14 protein-coding genes and 1 tRNA gene are annotated in these 16,398 nt (G+C 62.0%); 11 read left to right on the forward strand and 4 right to left on the reverse strand.

Annotated elements, in window-relative coordinates:
- Positions 1-53: 53 nt before the first annotated feature.
- The 7 genes from ACE3TY_RS20375 (at position 54) to ACE3TY_RS20405 (ending at position 5,561) form a co-directional block, all read left to right on the forward strand.
- Complete coding sequence (locus ACE3TY_RS20375) at positions 54-620, forward strand: hypothetical protein (protein WP_374656454.1); 567 nt, start codon at positions 54-56, stop codon at positions 618-620.
- A gap of 101 nt (positions 621-721) precedes the next feature.
- A complete protein-coding gene (locus ACE3TY_RS20380; RefSeq protein WP_374656455.1) occupies positions 722-1,156 on the forward strand; it encodes a hypothetical protein in 435 nt (144 codons plus the stop codon).
- A 90-nt stretch (positions 1,157-1,246) separates the two neighbouring features.
- On the forward strand, positions 1,247-2,491 hold the full coding sequence (locus ACE3TY_RS20385; protein WP_374656456.1) for a phage major capsid protein: 1,245 nt from the start codon (positions 1,247-1,249) through the stop codon (positions 2,489-2,491).
- 11 nt (positions 2,492-2,502) lie between these two features.
- The gene (locus ACE3TY_RS20390) at positions 2,503-3,027 is read left to right on the forward strand and encodes an HK97 family phage prohead protease (RefSeq protein WP_374656458.1); all 525 of its coding nucleotides are present in this window, start codon (positions 2,503-2,505) and stop codon (positions 3,025-3,027) included.
- Entirely contained in the window at positions 3,024-4,229 is a 1,206-nt protein-coding gene (locus ACE3TY_RS20395; protein ID WP_374656460.1) for a phage portal protein, read from the forward strand. The genes ACE3TY_RS20390 and ACE3TY_RS20395 overlap by 4 nt, the downstream gene beginning before the upstream one ends.
- Before the next feature lie 71 nt (positions 4,230-4,300).
- Positions 4,301-4,495 carry a hypothetical protein gene (locus ACE3TY_RS20400; RefSeq protein WP_374656462.1) on the forward strand — a complete coding sequence of 65 codons (195 nt, stop codon included), beginning with the start codon at positions 4,301-4,303 and terminating at the stop codon, positions 4,493-4,495.
- Entirely contained in the window at positions 4,479-5,561 is a 1,083-nt protein-coding gene (locus ACE3TY_RS20405) for a tyrosine-type recombinase/integrase (protein ID WP_374656464.1), read from the forward strand. The genes ACE3TY_RS20400 and ACE3TY_RS20405 overlap by 17 nt, the downstream gene beginning before the upstream one ends.
- Before the next feature lie 47 nt (positions 5,562-5,608).
- Here ACE3TY_RS20405 and ACE3TY_RS20410 read toward each other — a convergent pair.
- The 4 genes from ACE3TY_RS20410 to ACE3TY_RS20425 all read right to left on the reverse strand — a co-directional run bounded on the left by ACE3TY_RS20410 (position 5,609) and on the right by ACE3TY_RS20425 (position 10,272).
- Positions 5,609-5,684 (reverse strand) — tRNA-Met (locus ACE3TY_RS20410).
- A gap of 168 nt (positions 5,685-5,852) precedes the next feature.
- A complete protein-coding gene (rpoD, locus tag ACE3TY_RS20415) occupies positions 5,853-7,838 on the reverse strand; it encodes an RNA polymerase sigma factor RpoD (protein ID WP_374656466.1) in 1,986 nt (661 codons plus the stop codon).
- Positions 7,839-7,895: 57 nt separating this feature from the next.
- A complete protein-coding gene (dnaG, locus tag ACE3TY_RS20420) occupies positions 7,896-9,809 on the reverse strand; it encodes a DNA primase (RefSeq protein ID WP_374656468.1) in 1,914 nt (637 codons plus the stop codon).
- Between the two features lie 13 nt (positions 9,810-9,822).
- Positions 9,823-10,272, reverse strand: a complete 450-nt coding sequence (locus ACE3TY_RS20425) for a GatB/YqeY domain-containing protein (protein WP_374656470.1) — start codon at positions 10,270-10,272, stop codon at positions 9,823-9,825.
- A gap of 253 nt (positions 10,273-10,525) precedes the next feature.
- Here ACE3TY_RS20425 and carA point away from each other — a divergent pair, with 253 nt between their 5' ends.
- From carA to greA, 4 genes are all read left to right on the forward strand, one after another.
- Positions 10,526-11,710 carry a glutamine-hydrolyzing carbamoyl-phosphate synthase small subunit gene (gene carA / locus ACE3TY_RS20430; RefSeq protein ID WP_374656472.1) on the forward strand — a complete coding sequence of 395 codons (1,185 nt, stop codon included), beginning with the start codon at positions 10,526-10,528 and terminating at the stop codon, positions 11,708-11,710.
- Positions 11,711-11,863: 153 nt separating this feature from the next.
- Positions 11,864-12,205, forward strand: coding sequence for an endonuclease domain-containing protein (locus tag ACE3TY_RS20435; protein WP_374656474.1), 342 nt, complete (start codon positions 11,864-11,866; stop codon positions 12,203-12,205).
- 8 nt (positions 12,206-12,213) lie between these two features.
- Positions 12,214-15,447 carry a carbamoyl-phosphate synthase large subunit gene (carB, locus tag ACE3TY_RS20440; RefSeq protein ID WP_374656476.1) on the forward strand — a complete coding sequence of 1,078 codons (3,234 nt, stop codon included), beginning with the start codon at positions 12,214-12,216 and terminating at the stop codon, positions 15,445-15,447.
- A 175-nt stretch (positions 15,448-15,622) separates the two neighbouring features.
- Positions 15,623-16,096, forward strand: a complete 474-nt coding sequence (gene greA, locus ACE3TY_RS20445; protein WP_374656478.1) for a transcription elongation factor GreA — start codon at positions 15,623-15,625, stop codon at positions 16,094-16,096.
- Positions 16,097-16,398 lie beyond the last annotated feature (302 nt).

A 16,398-nucleotide genomic window follows, 5' to 3' on the forward strand; every position in this document is an offset into this window, starting at 1 on the left:
GTTGATTGACACGCTTCCAGAATCGTGTCATATCTCACGCTATGGAGGTTCACATGGCTTTGCAGTTCAAGCGAGTAGATCGGGCGTTTTCGCCGGCAGACGCTGAAAGGATCACCGGCGTTTCCGTCGCCTTGCAGCGCGACTGGCGTCGCCGCGGCATTTTGGCGAAAACGGCGCCCGGTAAGTGGACGCAGTTCAAACTGCACGACATCATAGAGATGGCAACCAAGAAGATTTTTGCCGACGCTGGCTACTCGGTCCACCAAGTCGCAGATATTGCCGCAATGTCGATTCTCCCCACCCTGCGCTCTATCGAGGCCATATCCGGCGCAGTTGGTTACAGGGGGCACGCTCTCTCCAACGAGCAGAGGGATCGCTCGGAACTAGCCGGTTCTGTTCATAGCGACGCCGGCAGATATCTGGCAATGACGCGCGACCATGTTGGCGAAGTGCGTGTCGTCCGCATCGATGACCTCGCAAAAATAGACCGCCTTCTAGAAAAAGCTAAGTCAGCACAATGTACCGTCCTCGACTGTTGCATCCTCGCAGCGACAATTGCGGAGCGCGCCGGCCTGCCGGTCTGGGAATGGGAAGTGACTGAAACCAAGCGCAGCAAGTAATCAGGCCCGCGTCGTGATGACGCCGGCACCCCGCCAACGCTGTGAAGCGTCGGCAATCCCCGGCTCGGTGCTGCAGCACCGAGCTATCGATGGAGCGATATATGAACCGAGACTTGCACAACCAGATCTACCCCAAGCGCGGGCTTTCTCCCGTCGCGGCCGGGACCGACAATACCGCCTATGTTTCCCAGATCGTCGACCGGCTCGGCTTCGACAGCCTGGAATTCCTCATACTGATCGGCGCTAACACCGACACCGATGCGACGTTCACGGTTCTTTTCGAGGACGGCGACGATCCGGCCTTGAGCGACCACGCCGCGGTTGCCGATGACTACCTTCTCGGCACCGAGGCCTTGGCCGGCTTCACTGCCGCCGACGATGACAATGAAGTCCGAAAGATCGGCTACAGCGGCTCAAAGCGGTATGCCCGCGTGACGATCACACCGACCGGCAACAATAGCGGCAATATCTTCATTGCTGGCGTCTGGTTGCTTGGCCACCCCCGATTGATGCCGACGGCAAACCCGCCGGCCTAACAGTTTGCCCGCAGCGTCGTGATGACGCCGCATCCCCGCCCCGGTCAGCACGGCCCCACCAGCTGACCGGGGCACTGATGGAGATAGAAAATGAAACTTTCCGATATCATCGCCCGCCTGACTGCCGTCGAAACCGAGATGCGCGGCATCTATGACGGCGCCGAAACTGCCGGCGAGGATCTGACCGGCGAAAAGCTCGAGCGCTGGAACGCCCTCAAGACCGAGAAGACCGATCTCGACGCCAAGCGCGAGCGCGCCGAAACCCGCGATGCGATCGACCGCAAGGCCGATGCCAAGCCGCTGGACGAAAGCGGCGAAGAGCAAGCTGCCTATGGCCTGACCCCGGAACAGCGCATGGCGGATTTTCACCACGCCCGCACCGGACAGGACTGCCGCAATCTTTCACTCGGTCGCGTCATCCGCGGCATGTTTACCGGCAAATGGGATGACGCCGATGCAGAGCTTCGTGTCATGGGCAGCGTCCCCTCGACGGCCGGCGGCTTCCTGATCCCGACGCCGATCTCGACCAACATCCTCGACCTCGTGCGCAATGCCTCAGTGATGGTGCAGGCCGGCGCTCTCACGGTGCCGATGGAAACGAACAACCTGACCCTGGTCCGCGTCCTTGGCGATCCAACCGCAGCCTTCCGCGGTGAAGGCCAGACCATCACGGAATCGGATGGCAGCTTCGGCGCCCTCGCCCTTACGGCCCGCAGCGTTGCCGCCCTGGTCCGCGTCAATGCCGAGTTGATGGATGACGCGCCGATGTTCGCCGCGATCCTCGACAACATGCTGGCACAGGCCTTGGCCCTCAAGATGGATTATGCCGCCCTGTATGGCGCCGGGGTCGGGGAATTCCTTGGCCTCAGAAACACCACCGGCCTTAACGAGGTCGAGATGGGCAACAACGGTGTGGCGCCCGCCGATTACGATAAATGGCTTGATGTCATGCAGGCCATCGAAGAGGATAACGGTGTCGCCACCACGATCATCCAGGCCCCGCGCACGAAATACAAGCAGGCCAAGATCAAGACCGGCATCAGCGGCGACCTCACCAAGCTGACCCCGCCGGCAGCGTTCGCCGCGCTCCGCAAGCTGAGTTCCAATCAGATCTCGATCACCGAGACCCAGGGCTCGAGCAACGTGGCCTCAACCGATTTCTTCGGCGGCTTCCAGCACACCGCCTTTGCGATGCGCCAGCAGATCACCATCGAAGCATCGAAGGCGGCCGGAACCGCATTCGAGAAAAACCAAGTCATGGTGCGGGCCATCGCCCGGGCTGACTTCGGCACCTTCCAGCCCAGCCAGCTTGGCCGCCTGATCGGCATCCTCTGAGGAGCTCGGCTATGGAAATGGAGCGCCGCGTTGCACCGGAAATGCGGGTCAAGGAGAGGAAGCTCGAGGGTTATGCCTCGATCTTCCTGGCCGAGGCCCGCATCATGGATTTCGTCGAGGTCATTATGCCGGGCGCTTTCGCGACCTCGCTGCGATCCAACCCCGATATCCTCGCCCTGCAGGATCACGACGCCAGCCGCCTTCTCGCCCGCACCAAGTCGGGGACGCTGCGATTGGGCGAGGATGCCCGCGGCCTGGCCTTCGAGCTCGACGTGCCGGAAACCACGGTCGGCAGGGATGTGCTTGCCCTTGCCGAGCGTGGCGATCTCGGCGGCATGAGCTTCGGATTCAGGGTGCCAAAGGGTGGCGATAGCTGGGAGGGCAATCGACGCACGCTCAAGGCAATCGACCTCATCGAAATCAGCGTGGTCAGCAGCTTCCCCGCTTACAGCAAGACCACGGTCAATGCCCGCGATCTCCGATCGGCATGCACGCCGCTGTGGCAGCTTCGGCGCTACAAGGAGGGCTTCCTTTGAAATGGCCCTGGCAGCGCTCTGAATCCCGCGCGGCGGTCCTCACTCAAAAGGATCTTCGCCTGATCGAATTGTTCGACGGCGATCTCGACGCCAATTTCGGGCAGCGTGTCAATGCCATGCGCACCGAATGGCTGTCCGCAGCGGCAGCGGCAATCGATGCCATCGCCGGCACGATCTGCAGCCTGCCGGCCTATGTGTACCGCGTCACGGATGCCGGCCGGGAAGAGGACCCCGGGCATCCGCTGGCGCGGCTGACGGTCGACGGCTTTAATGACAACCTCTCGTGGCCGGATGGGGTGCAGTGGCTTGGCGCCGAATGCCTGCGCTATGGCAATGCCGCGCTTGAGAAGATCCCCGCCGCCGGCGCGGTGCGCGAACTGGTGCCGCTGCCCTGGCCATGCTTGGTGCCCAAGATCCTGGCATCGGGTCGCATGGTCTATGAGTATACGGACCCTATCACAGGCCTGCGCCGCCGCCTCCTCGATACCGACGTGCTGCATCTCCGTGACCGCACCGATAACGGCCTCATCGGCCGCGCCAGAAGCGAGCGGGCCTCGCCTGTCATCGGTGCCGCCCTGGCGCTTTCGGAGTACAGCGGCAACCTGTTCAAGAACGGCAGCTATCCCAGCGGTGTCGTGACGATCGACGGCAAGGTCACGGCGGAAACGCTGGACCGGCTCAAGAACGAATTCAAGCAGCTCTATGGTGGTCCGAAGAAATCCGGTACCGCCATGATCCTGCCGAACGCCAAATGGGATTCGGTGGGCGGTAGCCCGGCAGATCAAGAAATATTGGACGCCAGGCGCTTTGCCGTCGAGGAAGCGGCGCGGCTCTATGGTGTGCCGGGCCCGATCATTAATGATCAAAGCCACTCGACCTTCACCAACAGCGAAACGCTGATCCGGTTCTTTGCTCAAGGTACCATCTCGACGTGGTGCCGGAAGATCGAAGCGACCTTCATGCGCGGCATCTTCTCGACAGCAGAGCGGCGAACGCATCGCTTTGAAATCGATCTGACCGGGCTCTTGCGCGGCGATCCCGAAACTCGGTGGAAGTCCAACCAGATCGCAGTCGATAGCGGCATCCTGACGCCGAATGAAATCCGCGAACAGGAAGGTTGGAACCCGCGGCCCGATGGTGACGCCTTGAAGACGAAGGCCGCCACGGCAGACAAGGCCGGAAACAATGAGGTGGTTCTATGACGACTATCCACTTCCTGTGGTGGCGCGTGAGGGCCGCCCTCTATTCTTTCTGCGCCGGATGGGGTGTGTAGGTGGCCGTGACCCGCTTCACCCAAGCCGATGTCGCCCGCGCCTGCAAAGGCACGATGGCGGCCGGCCTGAAGGTGGCGCGGGTTGAGATTGATCCAACTTCGTGCAAGATCGTCATCATCGTGGGGGCGGCATCGGCACCGGAAACGGAAGCCGAACGCAATGAATGGGATGAAGGCGATGACCAGAAGGCCTAAGCTCTTGTACGTCCAGGAGTTCAGAGATAGGCACGGCAAGGTGCGCCGGTACTTCCGCCGGCCCGGCTTCAAAACGGTGCCGCTGCCTGGCCTGCCGGGGTCGACCGAATTCCAGGAGGCCTATCAGGCCGCCCTTGATGGCACCTTGGGCGGGAAGCGGGAAATCGGCCTCGACCGCTCCGGCCCGGGCACCGTTGCCGCCGCTGTGGCCAGCTATATCGCTTCGGCCACCTTTGCTGCCCTTGCCGACGAAACCCGCCGCACCCGCAAGAACGTCTTGGAGCGGTTCAGGGAAAAGAATGGCGACAAGCGCCTCGCCAAGCTGGAGCCTCACCACATCCAAAAGATGGTTCTCGAAAAGGCCGCCACACCCAGCGCGGCCCGTAACCTTCTCAACACCCTGCGCGCCTTGATGCAGCACTGTCTCATGGTCCGCATGATCAAGGCAGATCCGACCATCGGCGTGAAGCGGGTCAAGATCAAGACGGCTGGCTTCCACACCTGGACCGAGGAGGAAATCGCGAAATTCGAGAAGCGGCACCCCATAGGAAGCCGCGCGCGCCTCGCCCTGGCCCTGTTGCTCTATACCGCGCAACGTCGCGGCGACGTCATCGGCATGGGGCGGCAGCACGTCCAGAACGGCATCATCCGGGTGCGACAGTCAAAGACCGGCATCAGCCTGGAAATCCCGGTCCATACCGAGCTGCAGGCCATCCTGGAGGCCACGCCCTCCAAGCACCTGACCTTTCTCACCACGGCCTATGGCAAGCCCTTCTCGGCCGCCGGCTTTACAAACTGGTTCCGGGATCGCTGCAATGAAGCCGAGCTACCGAACGGCGCATCGGCCCACGGCCTGCGCAAGGCCGCCTGCCGGCGCCTGGCTGAGGCCGGATGCAGCGCCAATGTCATCGCCTCAATCAGCGGTCACGTTTCCTTGCGGGAGGTGGAAAGGTATACTCAGGCCGCAGATCAGAAGCGAATGGCCGCCGCCGGCATGGCGACCGTTACCAAGGCTTTCCCGACCGGATCGGGAACATCGCGTGTCAAACCTAAGAGGAAGGTTTGACAATCCGGCACCTAAGTCTTTGAAACGAAAGGGCAGAAAAATGAGAGTGGTGGGCCCGGAGGGAATCGAACCCCCGACAACACCGTTATGAGCGGCGCGTTCTAACCGCTGAACTACGGGCCCCCGAGTGAGACGCGCTGGCGCCCGTCACCCTCACCATCATCCCCCGCGCAGGCGGGGGATCCACGAGTTTCTATCTCCATATCGCGATGTTGCCAACAAACTCGTGATGGTGTGGATGGTCCGCCTTCGCGGACCATGACGAATAGAGGACGACCGCGTGAGAGAGACTTAAGTATCCAGGAAACTCCTGAGCTTGCGCGAGCGGCTGGGATGTTTCAGCTTCCGGAGCGCCTTGGCTTCGATCTGGCGGATGCGCTCGCGCGTCACTGAGAATTGCTGGCCGACCTCTTCCAGCGTGTGGTCGGTGTTCATGCCGATGCCGAAGCGCATGCGCAGAACGCGCTCCTCGCGGGCGGTCAGTGTCGCGAGGACCCGGGTCGTGGTTTCGCGCAAATTCGCCTGGATGGCGGCATCCAAGGGCAGCACGGCGTTCTTGTCCTCGATGAAGTCGCCCAGATGGCTGTCCTCCTCGTCGCCGATCGGCGTTTCGAGGCTGATCGGCTCCTTGGCGATCTTCAGAACCTTGCGCACTTTCTCCAGCGGCATCAGCAGTTTTTCCGCCAATTCCTCCGGCGTCGGTTCGCGGCCGATTTCATGCAGCATCTGGCGGCTGGTGCGGACCAGCTTGTTGATCGTTTCGATCATATGCACCGGGATGCGGATGGTGCGGGCCTGGTCCGCGATCGAGCGGGTGATCGCCTGACGGATCCACCAGGTTGCGTAGGTCGAGAATTTGTAGCCGCGGCGGTATTCGAACTTATCCACGGCCTTCATCAGGCCGATATTGCCTTCCTGGATGAGGTCGAGGAACTGCAGGCCGCGATTGGTGTATTTCTTGGCGATGGAGATGACGAGACGGAGATTGGCTTCCACCATCTCCTTCTTGGCGCGCGACGCCTCGCGCTCGCCCTTCTGCACCGTGTTGACGATGCGGCGGAAATCGCCGATCGGCAGATTGACCAGGGTTGCGATCTCGGCGATGCCGCCGCGGATGTTCCTGGCCTCGTCCTTATGGTCGGTCGCGAACTTCTTCCAGCCCTTGGCCGTCAGCTTGCCGACCTTGGCGACCCATTTCGGATCGAGTTCGGAACCGTAATATTTCTGCAGGAACTCCTCGCGCTTCACGCCGGCCTTGGCGGTCTGGCGCAACAGCTGGCCCTCGAGTCCCATGAGGCGGCGGTTGAGGCCATACATCTGGTCGACCAGCGCTTCGATGCGGTTGTTGTTGAGGCGCACCGAGCGCATCAGCTCGACCATTTCGAGCTTCTGCTTCTCATAGGCTTTTTCAGAACGCGGATTGAGATCTTCGCCGGCAAGAATCGTCTCGAGGCGCTTCAGCTGCACTTTCTCCAGTTTCTTCTGGAGCGCCGCGATCCTGTCGAAAGTCTCCAGCACCTGCGGCATGAGCGTGAGTTCCATCGAAGCCAGCGATACCGCGGCCTCCTCGCTCTCTTCGCCCTCGGCTGCAGCGGGCTTGGCCTCGCCTTCGCCTTCCGCTTCCTCGGCCTCGGGCTCCTCGCCTTCGAGATCGGCCTCGTTCTCGCGCATCATCTCTTCTTCGGTGCCGGGCACGCCGCCCATGCTGGCATCGAGATCGATGATGTCGCGCAGCAGAAGTTCGCCGGCCTTCAGCCTGTCGCGCCATTCGACGATGCTGCGATGAGTGGTCGGGCTTTCGCCGATACCGCCGATCATCATGTCGCGGCCGGCCTCGATGCGCTTGGCGATGGCGATTTCGCCTTCGCGCGAGAGCAATTCAACCGAGCCCATTTCGCGCAAGTACATGCGCACCGGATCGTCGGTGCGGCCAACATCGCTGTCGTTGAGATTGCCGGCGGCCTTGCCCTCTTCCTCGCCATCGGCTTCCGCCTCGGCCTTGGGCTCGTCCTCGGATTCCTCGCTATCGTCATTCTCGACGACATTGATGCCCATCTCGTTGAGGAGGGCCAGCGTGTCTTCAATCTGTTCCGAAGACATCTGTTCGGGCGGCAAGACCGCGTTCAATTCGTCATAGGTGACGTAGCCGCGCTCCTTGGCCTTGGCCAGCATCTTGCGGACGGCGGCGTTCATGCCGTCCATCAGCGGACCCTCGGCGGTCTCTTCCTTGGGCTTGTTTGCGTCGGCCTGGGGTTTCGCGGTCGGTTTGGTTGCCATCTAATCTCACCTGAGCCCTTTTGAGCGTCTAGTCGGTCATCTCGGCTGAATAGCCGTTCAATTCTTGAATAACTGTTCAGTATCAGCGAGATCGAGATCCCGACGGCGGCTCTCCGATTCCAGCATCTGCTGTCTTACCGCTTGGAAGCGGTCGAGGTTCTCCTGAGACATGTCTTCCTCCAGGGCCCGTGCCGCCGCGTCCCACTCTGCCTTAATCTCAGGCTCGCGAATAATGGCCATAACGTGCAAAAGCCCCGCCTCGGCGTGGGCTAACCCGGCCGAAGGAAGGGCGAAACTAATCGTTCCCGTGTGCCGAACCAGAGCTTCAATCGCTGCGGAGAAACCTAGTTCCATCAAATGGTTCCTAAGCTCGCTGGCGTCAAGGTCCGGATACTGGGAGGCGAGGTCTAACAAGGCCCCCTTCAGCTTGTCAAGCTGACGGTCCGGAATAGGCACCAAGGCGGCCGCTTCACCATGCCTGTGGAGCAAGTCCGGATGGTTAATGAGTATTGCCAGCATCACTTCAAAGGGCTGCTTTTTAACCAGTGCGGTTCCTCGGCGAGGAGCTTCCCCCCCCTTGTTTATGAGATTTGGAGCTTGCCCCGGTTCGCGAGGGTACTCTCGACGGTTGGTTTTTAGGCGTATTGATGCTCGATCTGGCGCCTCAGAAGCCGGCTTGGCGAACATCTGGTCGAGCCGGCCCAGCATTTCCCGCCGGTAATCCTCCAGCACGCCCTTGTCCGCAATCCGGTTGATCGCACCGAGGAGATCGCGGCGGAAGCCGCTGCGGCGTTCCGGCGTATCCAAGGTGCGGCCGGCGAGAATCTCGGACCAAAGAACGTCGACCAGGGGTTGGGCCTTTTCCAGCACTTGGCGCATCGCCCCCGCCCCACCCCCGGCGCCGCCGCCATTGGCGGGACCGCGGATGAGGTCGTCAGGATCCTGGCCCTGGGGCAGCCAGGCAAAACGGAGCGATAGGCCCGGCTTCAGCAGCGGCAGGACCCGATCCACCCCGCGGGCGGCGGCCTTCTGGCCGGCCGCATCGCCGTCGAAACAGAGGATCGGCTCCTGGGCAAAGCGCCAGAGCAGCTGGATATGGTCCTCGGTGAGGGCCGTGCCAAGGGGGGCGACGCCGTGGGGAAAGCCACCCTCGGCCAGGGCGATCACGTCCATATAGCCTTCGACGACAATGATCTCGTTCTTGTCGCGGGCCGGTTTCTGGGCCTGGTTGAGGTTGTAGAGCGTCCGGCCCTTATGAAAGAGCGGTGTCTCAGGGGAATTGAGATATTTGGGCTTTTCGTCGCCCAGCGCGCGGCCGCCGAAGGCGATGACCCGGCCCTTGGCGTCCATGATCGGGAACATGACGCGCCCACGGAAGCGGTCATAGACGCGGCCCGTCTCGTCATTCTTCACCAGCATGCCGGATTCGAGCGAGATGGCTTCCGGGATATTCTCCTTGGCGAGCTTCGATTTCAGCGCCTCGAACCCGTCCGGCGCGAAGCCTAAGCGGAATCGCTTGATCGTCTCCGGGGTGAGGCCACGGCGGCGAAAATAGTCGAACCCAGCGCGGCCGGCACTGCCGCCCAATTGGGATTCGAAGAATTTGGCCGAAAGCTCCATGACGCCGGCCAAAGTGTCCTGGCGTTCGGCACGCTCGCGAGCCTCCGGATTGTCGCGCGGTATTTCGAGACCAGCTTCACCGGCCAGTTTCTCGACCGCGTCGCGGAACTGCAGCCCCTCCGTCTCCATGACGAAGGTGATGACATCGCCATGGGCGCCGCAGCCGAAGCAATGGTAATGCGGCTCGTCCGGCCCCTCATAGACATGAAAGGACGGGCTTTTCTCGTTGTGGAACGGGCAGAGGCCGGTCGCCTGCAGGCCGCGCCGGTTGAGCCGCACGCGCCGTCCCACGACATCGAAGATCGAGACGCGGCGGCGCAGCTCTTCCAGGAATTGCGGCAGCAGCGCCATGCAGGGGGAGCCCTTAGCCGAGCTTCGCCTTCACCAGGGCGCCCACCTTGCCGAAATCGAGCTGGCCGGCGAAACGCTCCTTCAAAAGGCCCATCACCTTGCCCATGTCCTTGATCGAGCTGGCGCCCGTCTCCGTGACGATGGCGGCGATCGCCGCTTCGGTTTCGGCCTGCGAGAGCTGCTTGGGCAGATAGCGGTTGATGACGTCGATCTCGCCCTGTTCCTTGGCGGCGAGCTCCGGCCGGTTGCCCTTGGTGTACATCTCGATGCTTTCCTGGCGCTGGCGGATCATCTTCTGCAGCATGTCGATGATCTCGGCGTCGGAAATGCCGTTCATATTGCCGGGGCGGGCGGCGATGTCCTTGTCCTTGATGGCGGCGGTGATCAGGCGGAGGCCCGACAGCGCCTCGTCCTTGGCTTTCATGGCCGTTTTGACATCATCATTGATCCGCTGCCGCAGCATGGCCGCCATCCGTTCGTTCTGAAGATTGTGGAAAGGTCGGACCATATAGGATTCGCCCTCACGAGTCCATGCGGCTGATAGCTGCCAAGCTATTGAAAATACTCGCTATTCTTTTAAAGGCGCCGCTTGACGCCGACGCTGTCACAGCTTAGAAACTCCCAACTTGCGGCCGGCGCCCGGTCTCCTCGAGCTCAGAGCGGCTGCCCAGGTTGGCCCGCCCCCATTTCCACGACCCAAGAGCAAAGGCCCGCGCATGACCGCCGCGACCAAATCTGCCCACGCGCCCGCATCGGACGAACCGCCGATCGCCACGGCAATCATCGTCCTTGCCGACGGGACCGTGCTGAAGGGCCGAGGCTTGGGCGCCGAGGGTAAGGCGGTGGGCGAGATCTGCTTCAATACCTCGATGACCGGCTATCAGGAGATCATGACCGATCCCTCCTATGCCGGGCAGATCATCACCTTCACCTTCCCCCATGTCGGCAATGTCGGCGCCAATCCGGAAGATGTCGAGACGCGGACCGTGGCGGCGCGGGGCGCCATTCTCAACCTCGACATCACCGAGCCTTCGAGCTGGCGCGCCACACAGGGCTTCGATGCCTGGCTGAAGGCCAACAATCTTTTCGCCATCGCCGGGATCGACACCCGCGCCCTTACCCATCGCATCCGCGATGCCGGCGCGCCGAATGGCGTCATCGCCTATGCCAAGGATGGCAAGTTCGACATACCGGCCCTGGTGAAACAAGCGAAAGCCTGGCCCGGCCTCGATGGCATGGACCTCGCCAAGGATGTGACTTGCCGACAGACCTATCATTGGGAAGGCGGTCTCTGGGCGCTCAATGGCGGCTATCAGAAGTCGGCACCGGCGAAGTTCAAGGTCGTCGCCATCGATTACGGCGCCAAGGACAATATCCTGCGCTGCCTCGCCGACGCCGGCTGCGACGTGACCGTTGTTCCAGCCACTGCTTCGACCGACGATGTGCTGCGCCACAAGCCCGACGGCATCTTCCTTTCCAACGGCCCGGGCGACCCGGCCGCGACCGGCGAATATGCCGTGCCGGTCATCAAGGATCTTATCGCCAAGGACCTGCCGATCTTCGGCATCTGCCTCGGCCATCAGATGCTGGCACTGGCCCTGGGCGGCAAGACAAGCAAGATGCATCGCGGCCATCGCGGCGCCAATCATCCGGTGAAGGACCTTCATACCGGCAAGGTCGAAATCACCAGCCAGAACCACGGCTTCGAAGTGATGGCGGAAAGCCTGCCCGCCGATGTCGAGATCACCCACCGCTCTCTGTTCGACAATTGCGTCGAGGGCCTGGCCCTGAAATCGAAGCCGGTCTTTTCCGTGCAATACCACCCGGAAGCCTCGCCGGGCCCGCAGGACAGCCACTACCTCTTCCACCGCTTCGTTGAGAACATGGCGAAGAGGAAGTGATCCAATGATTGTGCCGGTTGAGACGCCCCCTCTCCCCAACCCTCCCCCACGTGGGGGGGAGGGGGTTCTATCGAGGGTGTTTCAAGAACAAGCACGTTCTGCTCGCTTTAGTCCCCTCCCCCCAACGTGGGGGAGGGTTAGGGAGAGGGGGCCATGGCCGAAGACCGTGCAAAGCAACTGCGCAAATCTTCAACCGAGGCTGAAAAGCGTCTTTGGCGCCTGCTACGCGCCAAACAGCTTGCCGGATACAAGTTTCGACGGCAGGAGCCAATCGGCGCTTATATCGTCGACTTCGTCTGCTTCAGGCCGCCTCTCGTCATCGAGCTGGATGGCGGTCAGCATGACGCAACGACGCAGCGCGCGCATGATGAACTGCGATCCAATTGGCTTGCCACGCAAGGTTTCAAGACGATCCGCTTCTGGAACAACCAGCTTCTCGAAAACGAAGACGGTGTCCTTCACGAAATTCTTGGCGCCCTCGGCGCAACAGATTGAGACCCATCATGCCCAAACGCACTGATATCAAATCGATCCTCATCATCGGCGCTGGTCCGATCGTTATCGGGCAGGCTTGCGAGTTCGATTATTCGGGGGCGCAGGCTTGCAAGGCGCTGCGGGCTGAGGGGTATCGGGTCATTCTGGTGAACTCGAACCCGGCCACGATCATGACCGATCCGGATCTGGCCGACGCCACCTATGTCGAACCGATCACGCCGGAAGTGGTGGCCAAGATCATCGAGAAGGAACGGCCCGACGCGGTGCTGCCGACCATGGGCGGGCAGACGGCGCTCAACACGGCGATGGCGCTCCACAAGTCAGGCAAGCTGGCCGAGCTTGGCGTGGAGCTGATCGGCGCCAATGCGCATGCGATCGACATGGCCGAGGATCGTTTCCTGTTCCGCGAGGCGATGGATCGGATCGGCCTGGAGAGTCCGCGCGGGCGCCAGGTCGAGAGCATGGAAGAGGCGATGGAAGCGCTCGACTATGTAGGCCTTCCAGCCATCATCCGACCGAGCTTCACATTGGGTGGCACCGGCGGCGGCATCGCCCAGTCGCGCGAGGACTTCATCCGCATCGTCGAGGGTGGCCTCAAGGCATCGCCGGTCGGCCAGGTGCTGGTCGAGGAATCGGTGCTGGGCTGGAAGGAATATGAGATGGAAGTGGTCCGCGACAAGGCGGACAATTGCATCATCATCTGTTCGATCGAGAATATCGATCCGATGGGTGTCCATACTGGCGATTCCGTGACCGTGGCGCCGGCCCTGACGCTGACCGACAAAGAATACCAGATCATGCGCAACGCCTCGATCGCGGTCCTGCGCGAGATCGGCGTCGATACCGGCGGCTCCAACGTGCAATATGCCGTCAATCCGGACACGGGGCGCCTGGTCGTCATTGAGATGAACCCGCGCGTCTCACGCTCGTCGGCGCTGGCATCGAAGGCCACCGGCTTCCCCATCGCCAAGATCGCCGCCAAGCTCGCCATCGGCTACACCTTGGACGAATTGCAGAACGACATCACCAAGGTGACGCCGGCTTCCTTTGAGCCGACGATCGATTACGTGGTCACCAAGATGCCGCGCTTCACCTTCGAGAAGTTCGCCGGCGCCGAAGCGATCCTCTCCACCTCGATGAAATCCGTCGGCGAAGCGATGGCCATCGGCAGGTCGTTCGCGGAATCGCTGCAGAAGGCGCTGCGCTCGATGGAGACGGGCCTCACCGGCCTCAATGAAGTGGCGCTCGATGGTGACGACAAGCCGACCATCATGGCGCAATTGGCCAAGCAGACGCCGGACCGGCTGCTGCTCATCGCCCAGGCCTTGCGGCACGGCCTCAGCGTCGAGGAGATTCACGAGGCATCCAAATTCGATCCCTGGTTCATTCGCCAGATCGAGATGCTGGTGAGGATTGAGGCCGAGGTGAAGGCCAGCGGCCTACCCAGGACCAGGCCCGGCCTGATGCGCTTGAAGAAGCTCGGCTTCTCCGATGCGCGCCTCGCCCAACTCGTCGGGCAGAAGCCGGCCGAGGTGACGGCGCTGCGCCTGAAGCTCGACCTGCATCCGGTCTATAAATGCATCGACACCTGCGCTGGCGAGTTCGCCTCCAACACGCCCTATATGTATTCCTGCTATGAGGGCGACGGACTGGAGCCGGCGGAGTCCGAAGCCAGGCCCAGCGAACGCAACAAGGTCATCATCCTGGGCGGCGGCCCCAACCGCATCGGGCAGGGAATCGAGTTCGACTATTGCTGCGTCCACGCCGCTTACGCCCTCAAAGAGGCCGGTGTCGAGACCATCATGGTCAATTGTAATCCGGAGACGGTCTCGACCGATTACGACACCTCCGACCGGCTCTATTTCGAGCCATTGACGGCGGAGGATGTGGTCGAGATCGCGCGGGTCGAACAGAGCAAGGGGAAGCTGCTGGGCTGCATCGTGCAGTTCGGTGGGCAGACCCCGCTGAAGCTCGCCGCCGCCCTGGAAGCCGCGCATATTCCGATCCTCGGCACCTCGCCGGACGCGATCGACCTCGCCGAGGACCGTGAACGCTTCCAGCAATTGCTGCATGCATTGAAGCTGCGCCAGCCCAAGAACGGCATCGCGCGTTCGACCGAGGAAGCGGAGCGCATCGCCACCGAGATCGGCTATCCGGTCGTCATCCGCCCCTCTTACGTGCTGGGCGGGCGCGCCATGGAGATCGTGCATGAGATCGGCCAGCTGCGCCGCTACATGCGCACCGCCGTGCAGGTTTCCGGCGACAATCCGGTGCTGATCGATTCCTATCTCGAGGACGCAATCGAGGTCGATGTCGACGCCCTGGCCGACGGCACGGACGTCTATGTCGCCGGCATAATGGAGCATATCGAGGAAGCCGGCATCCATTCCGGCGATTCCGCCTGCGCGCTGCCCCCGCATACTCTGCCGCTGCAGGTGATTTCGGAATTGCGCCGCCAATCCGAAAGCCTCGCCAAGGGTCTCAACGTCGTCGGCCTGATGAATGTCCAATTCGCCATCAAGGGCGCCGACATCTATGTGCTGGAGGTCAACCCGCGCGCCAGCCGCACGGTGCCCTTCGTCGCCAAGGCCACCGGACTGCCCATCGCCAAGATCGCGGCGCGGGTGATGGCGGGCGAGAAATTGAAGACCTTCGACCTCAACCCCAGCCTGCGCCATCACGTCGCGGTGAAGGAAGCCGTCTTCCCCTTCGCCCGCTTCCCAGGCGTCGACATCATCCTTGGCCCCGAGATGCGTTCGACCGGCGAGGTGATGGGGCTGGATTCAAACTTCGCCCGCGCCTTCCTGAAGGCGCAGCTCGGCGCCGGCCTCAATCTCCCGAAGAGCGGCACGGTCTTCATCTCGGTCAAGGACAAGGACAAGCCGTCCATCGTCCCGGCCACCAAGCGCCTGTTGGATATGGGTTTCGATATCTGCGCCACACCCGGCACGGCTGCTTACCTCCGGAACCAGAACCTCAACGTCCGGGCGATCAACAAGGTCCACCAGGGCTCGCCCCATATCGTCGAGGCGATGCAGCGCGGCGAGATCAAGCTTGTCTTCAATACGGTGGCCGGCAACAAGGCCGTCGGCGACAGTTTCAGCTTGCGCCGGGCGGCCCTGATGGGACAGATTCCCTATTACACGACCCTTTCGGGGGCAGTGGCCGCGGTCGACGCCGTGGGCGCCCTGGCTGCCGGGGAGCTTGCAGTCGCGCCGCTGCAATCGTACTTTAAGAGCTGAACCGGAGAAACGGCCGCCAAGAGTTAACGGCCGACCAGGGGGCACCCTATTGGTTTTATTGGGGACCTGGTTCCAATGGACATGTCAGGCTCACCGGGTGGCGACGATGTTTCCTTACCCAAGGAACGGAGCCGCGCCCGAGGGGTTCTTTTGCTTTTTTGCTGTGGAATTGCCCATGTCAAAGATTCCGATGACCGAGGACGGCTTCGCCCGCCTCGAAGAAGAGTTGAAGCAGTTGAAGTCGGTCGAGCGGCCGGCGGTGATCCGCGCCATCGCGGAAGCGCGCGAGCATGGCGATCTCTCGGAAAATGCCGAGTATCACGCCGCGCGCGAGCGCCAGTCCTTCATCGAAGGCCGCGTCATGGAACTCGAGGACAAGATTTCGCGCGCCGAAATCATCGACGTCTCGAAGCTGACCGGCAAGGCCGTCAAGTTCGGCGCCACGGTGACCCTCATCGACGAGGATACCGAGGAGAAGACCGTCTACCAGATCGTCGGCGAGGACGAGGCGGACATCAAATCGCGCCGCCTCTCCATCACGGCGCCGCTGGCGCGGGCCCTCATCAACAAGACGGTCGGTGAATCGGTCGAGGTGACGACGCCCGGCGGCTCGAAATCCTACGAAATCGCCAAGGTGCAGTTCAAATAAGCGCGCCGGCGCTGCAACTCATCTGCCGATGAGATTGTGGCGCCGCCTATCTCAGCGAGATCGAAGAGCCGCACGCGCCCCAATCTCTGCACGTCGCCAAACCCGCGAAAGGCAATTGCCCCGCCCTAATCGCGATCGTGCGGGACTGAATTGTTCCACCCCCTCTCCCCCACGTCTACGATGTTCACACATCTCGTGGGACTTGCGGATTGGCTCGGAAGCTGACTCTCTATAGCGGTGCTTCGGCTATGGGAGAAGGTGATGGAACTGAGCCTAGGAGAGTTTGGGGACGCTCGTCTGGC

The sequence above is a fragment of the Dongia sp. genome, assembly GCF_041918875.1.
GTDB lineage: Bacteria > Pseudomonadota > Alphaproteobacteria > Dongiales > Dongiaceae > Dongia.

What these genes read in the sequence shown, in the direction of transcription:
- ACE3TY_RS20375 (WP_374656454.1), top strand. Translation starts at nt 54, where the DNA reads ATGGCTTTGCAGTTCAAGCGAGTAGATCGGGCGTTTTCGCCGGCAGAC.
- ACE3TY_RS20380 (WP_374656455.1), top strand. Translation starts at nt 722, where the DNA reads ATGAACCGAGACTTGCACAACCAGATCTACCCCAAGCGCGGGCTTTCT.
- ACE3TY_RS20385 (WP_374656456.1), top strand. Translation starts at nt 1,247, where the DNA reads ATGAAACTTTCCGATATCATCGCCCGCCTGACTGCCGTCGAAACCGAG.
- ACE3TY_RS20390 (WP_374656458.1), top strand. Translation starts at nt 2,503, where the DNA reads ATGGAAATGGAGCGCCGCGTTGCACCGGAAATGCGGGTCAAGGAGAGG.
- ACE3TY_RS20405 (WP_374656464.1), top strand. Translation starts at nt 4,479, where the DNA reads ATGACCAGAAGGCCTAAGCTCTTGTACGTCCAGGAGTTCAGAGATAGG.
- rpoD (WP_374656466.1), bottom strand. Translation starts at nt 7,838, where the DNA reads ATGGCAACCAAACCGACCGCGAAACCCCAGGCCGACGCAAACAAGCCC.
- dnaG (WP_374656468.1), bottom strand. Translation starts at nt 9,809, where the DNA reads ATGGCGCTGCTGCCGCAATTCCTGGAAGAGCTGCGCCGCCGCGTCTCG.
- ACE3TY_RS20425 (WP_374656470.1), bottom strand. Translation starts at nt 10,272, where the DNA reads ATGCTGCGGCAGCGGATCAATGATGATGTCAAAACGGCCATGAAAGCC.
- carA (WP_374656472.1), top strand. Translation starts at nt 10,526, where the DNA reads ATGACCGCCGCGACCAAATCTGCCCACGCGCCCGCATCGGACGAACCG.
- ACE3TY_RS20435 (WP_374656474.1), top strand. Translation starts at nt 11,864, where the DNA reads ATGGCCGAAGACCGTGCAAAGCAACTGCGCAAATCTTCAACCGAGGCT.
- carB (WP_374656476.1), top strand. Translation starts at nt 12,214, where the DNA reads ATGCCCAAACGCACTGATATCAAATCGATCCTCATCATCGGCGCTGGT.
- greA (WP_374656478.1), top strand. Translation starts at nt 15,623, where the DNA reads ATGTCAAAGATTCCGATGACCGAGGACGGCTTCGCCCGCCTCGAAGAA.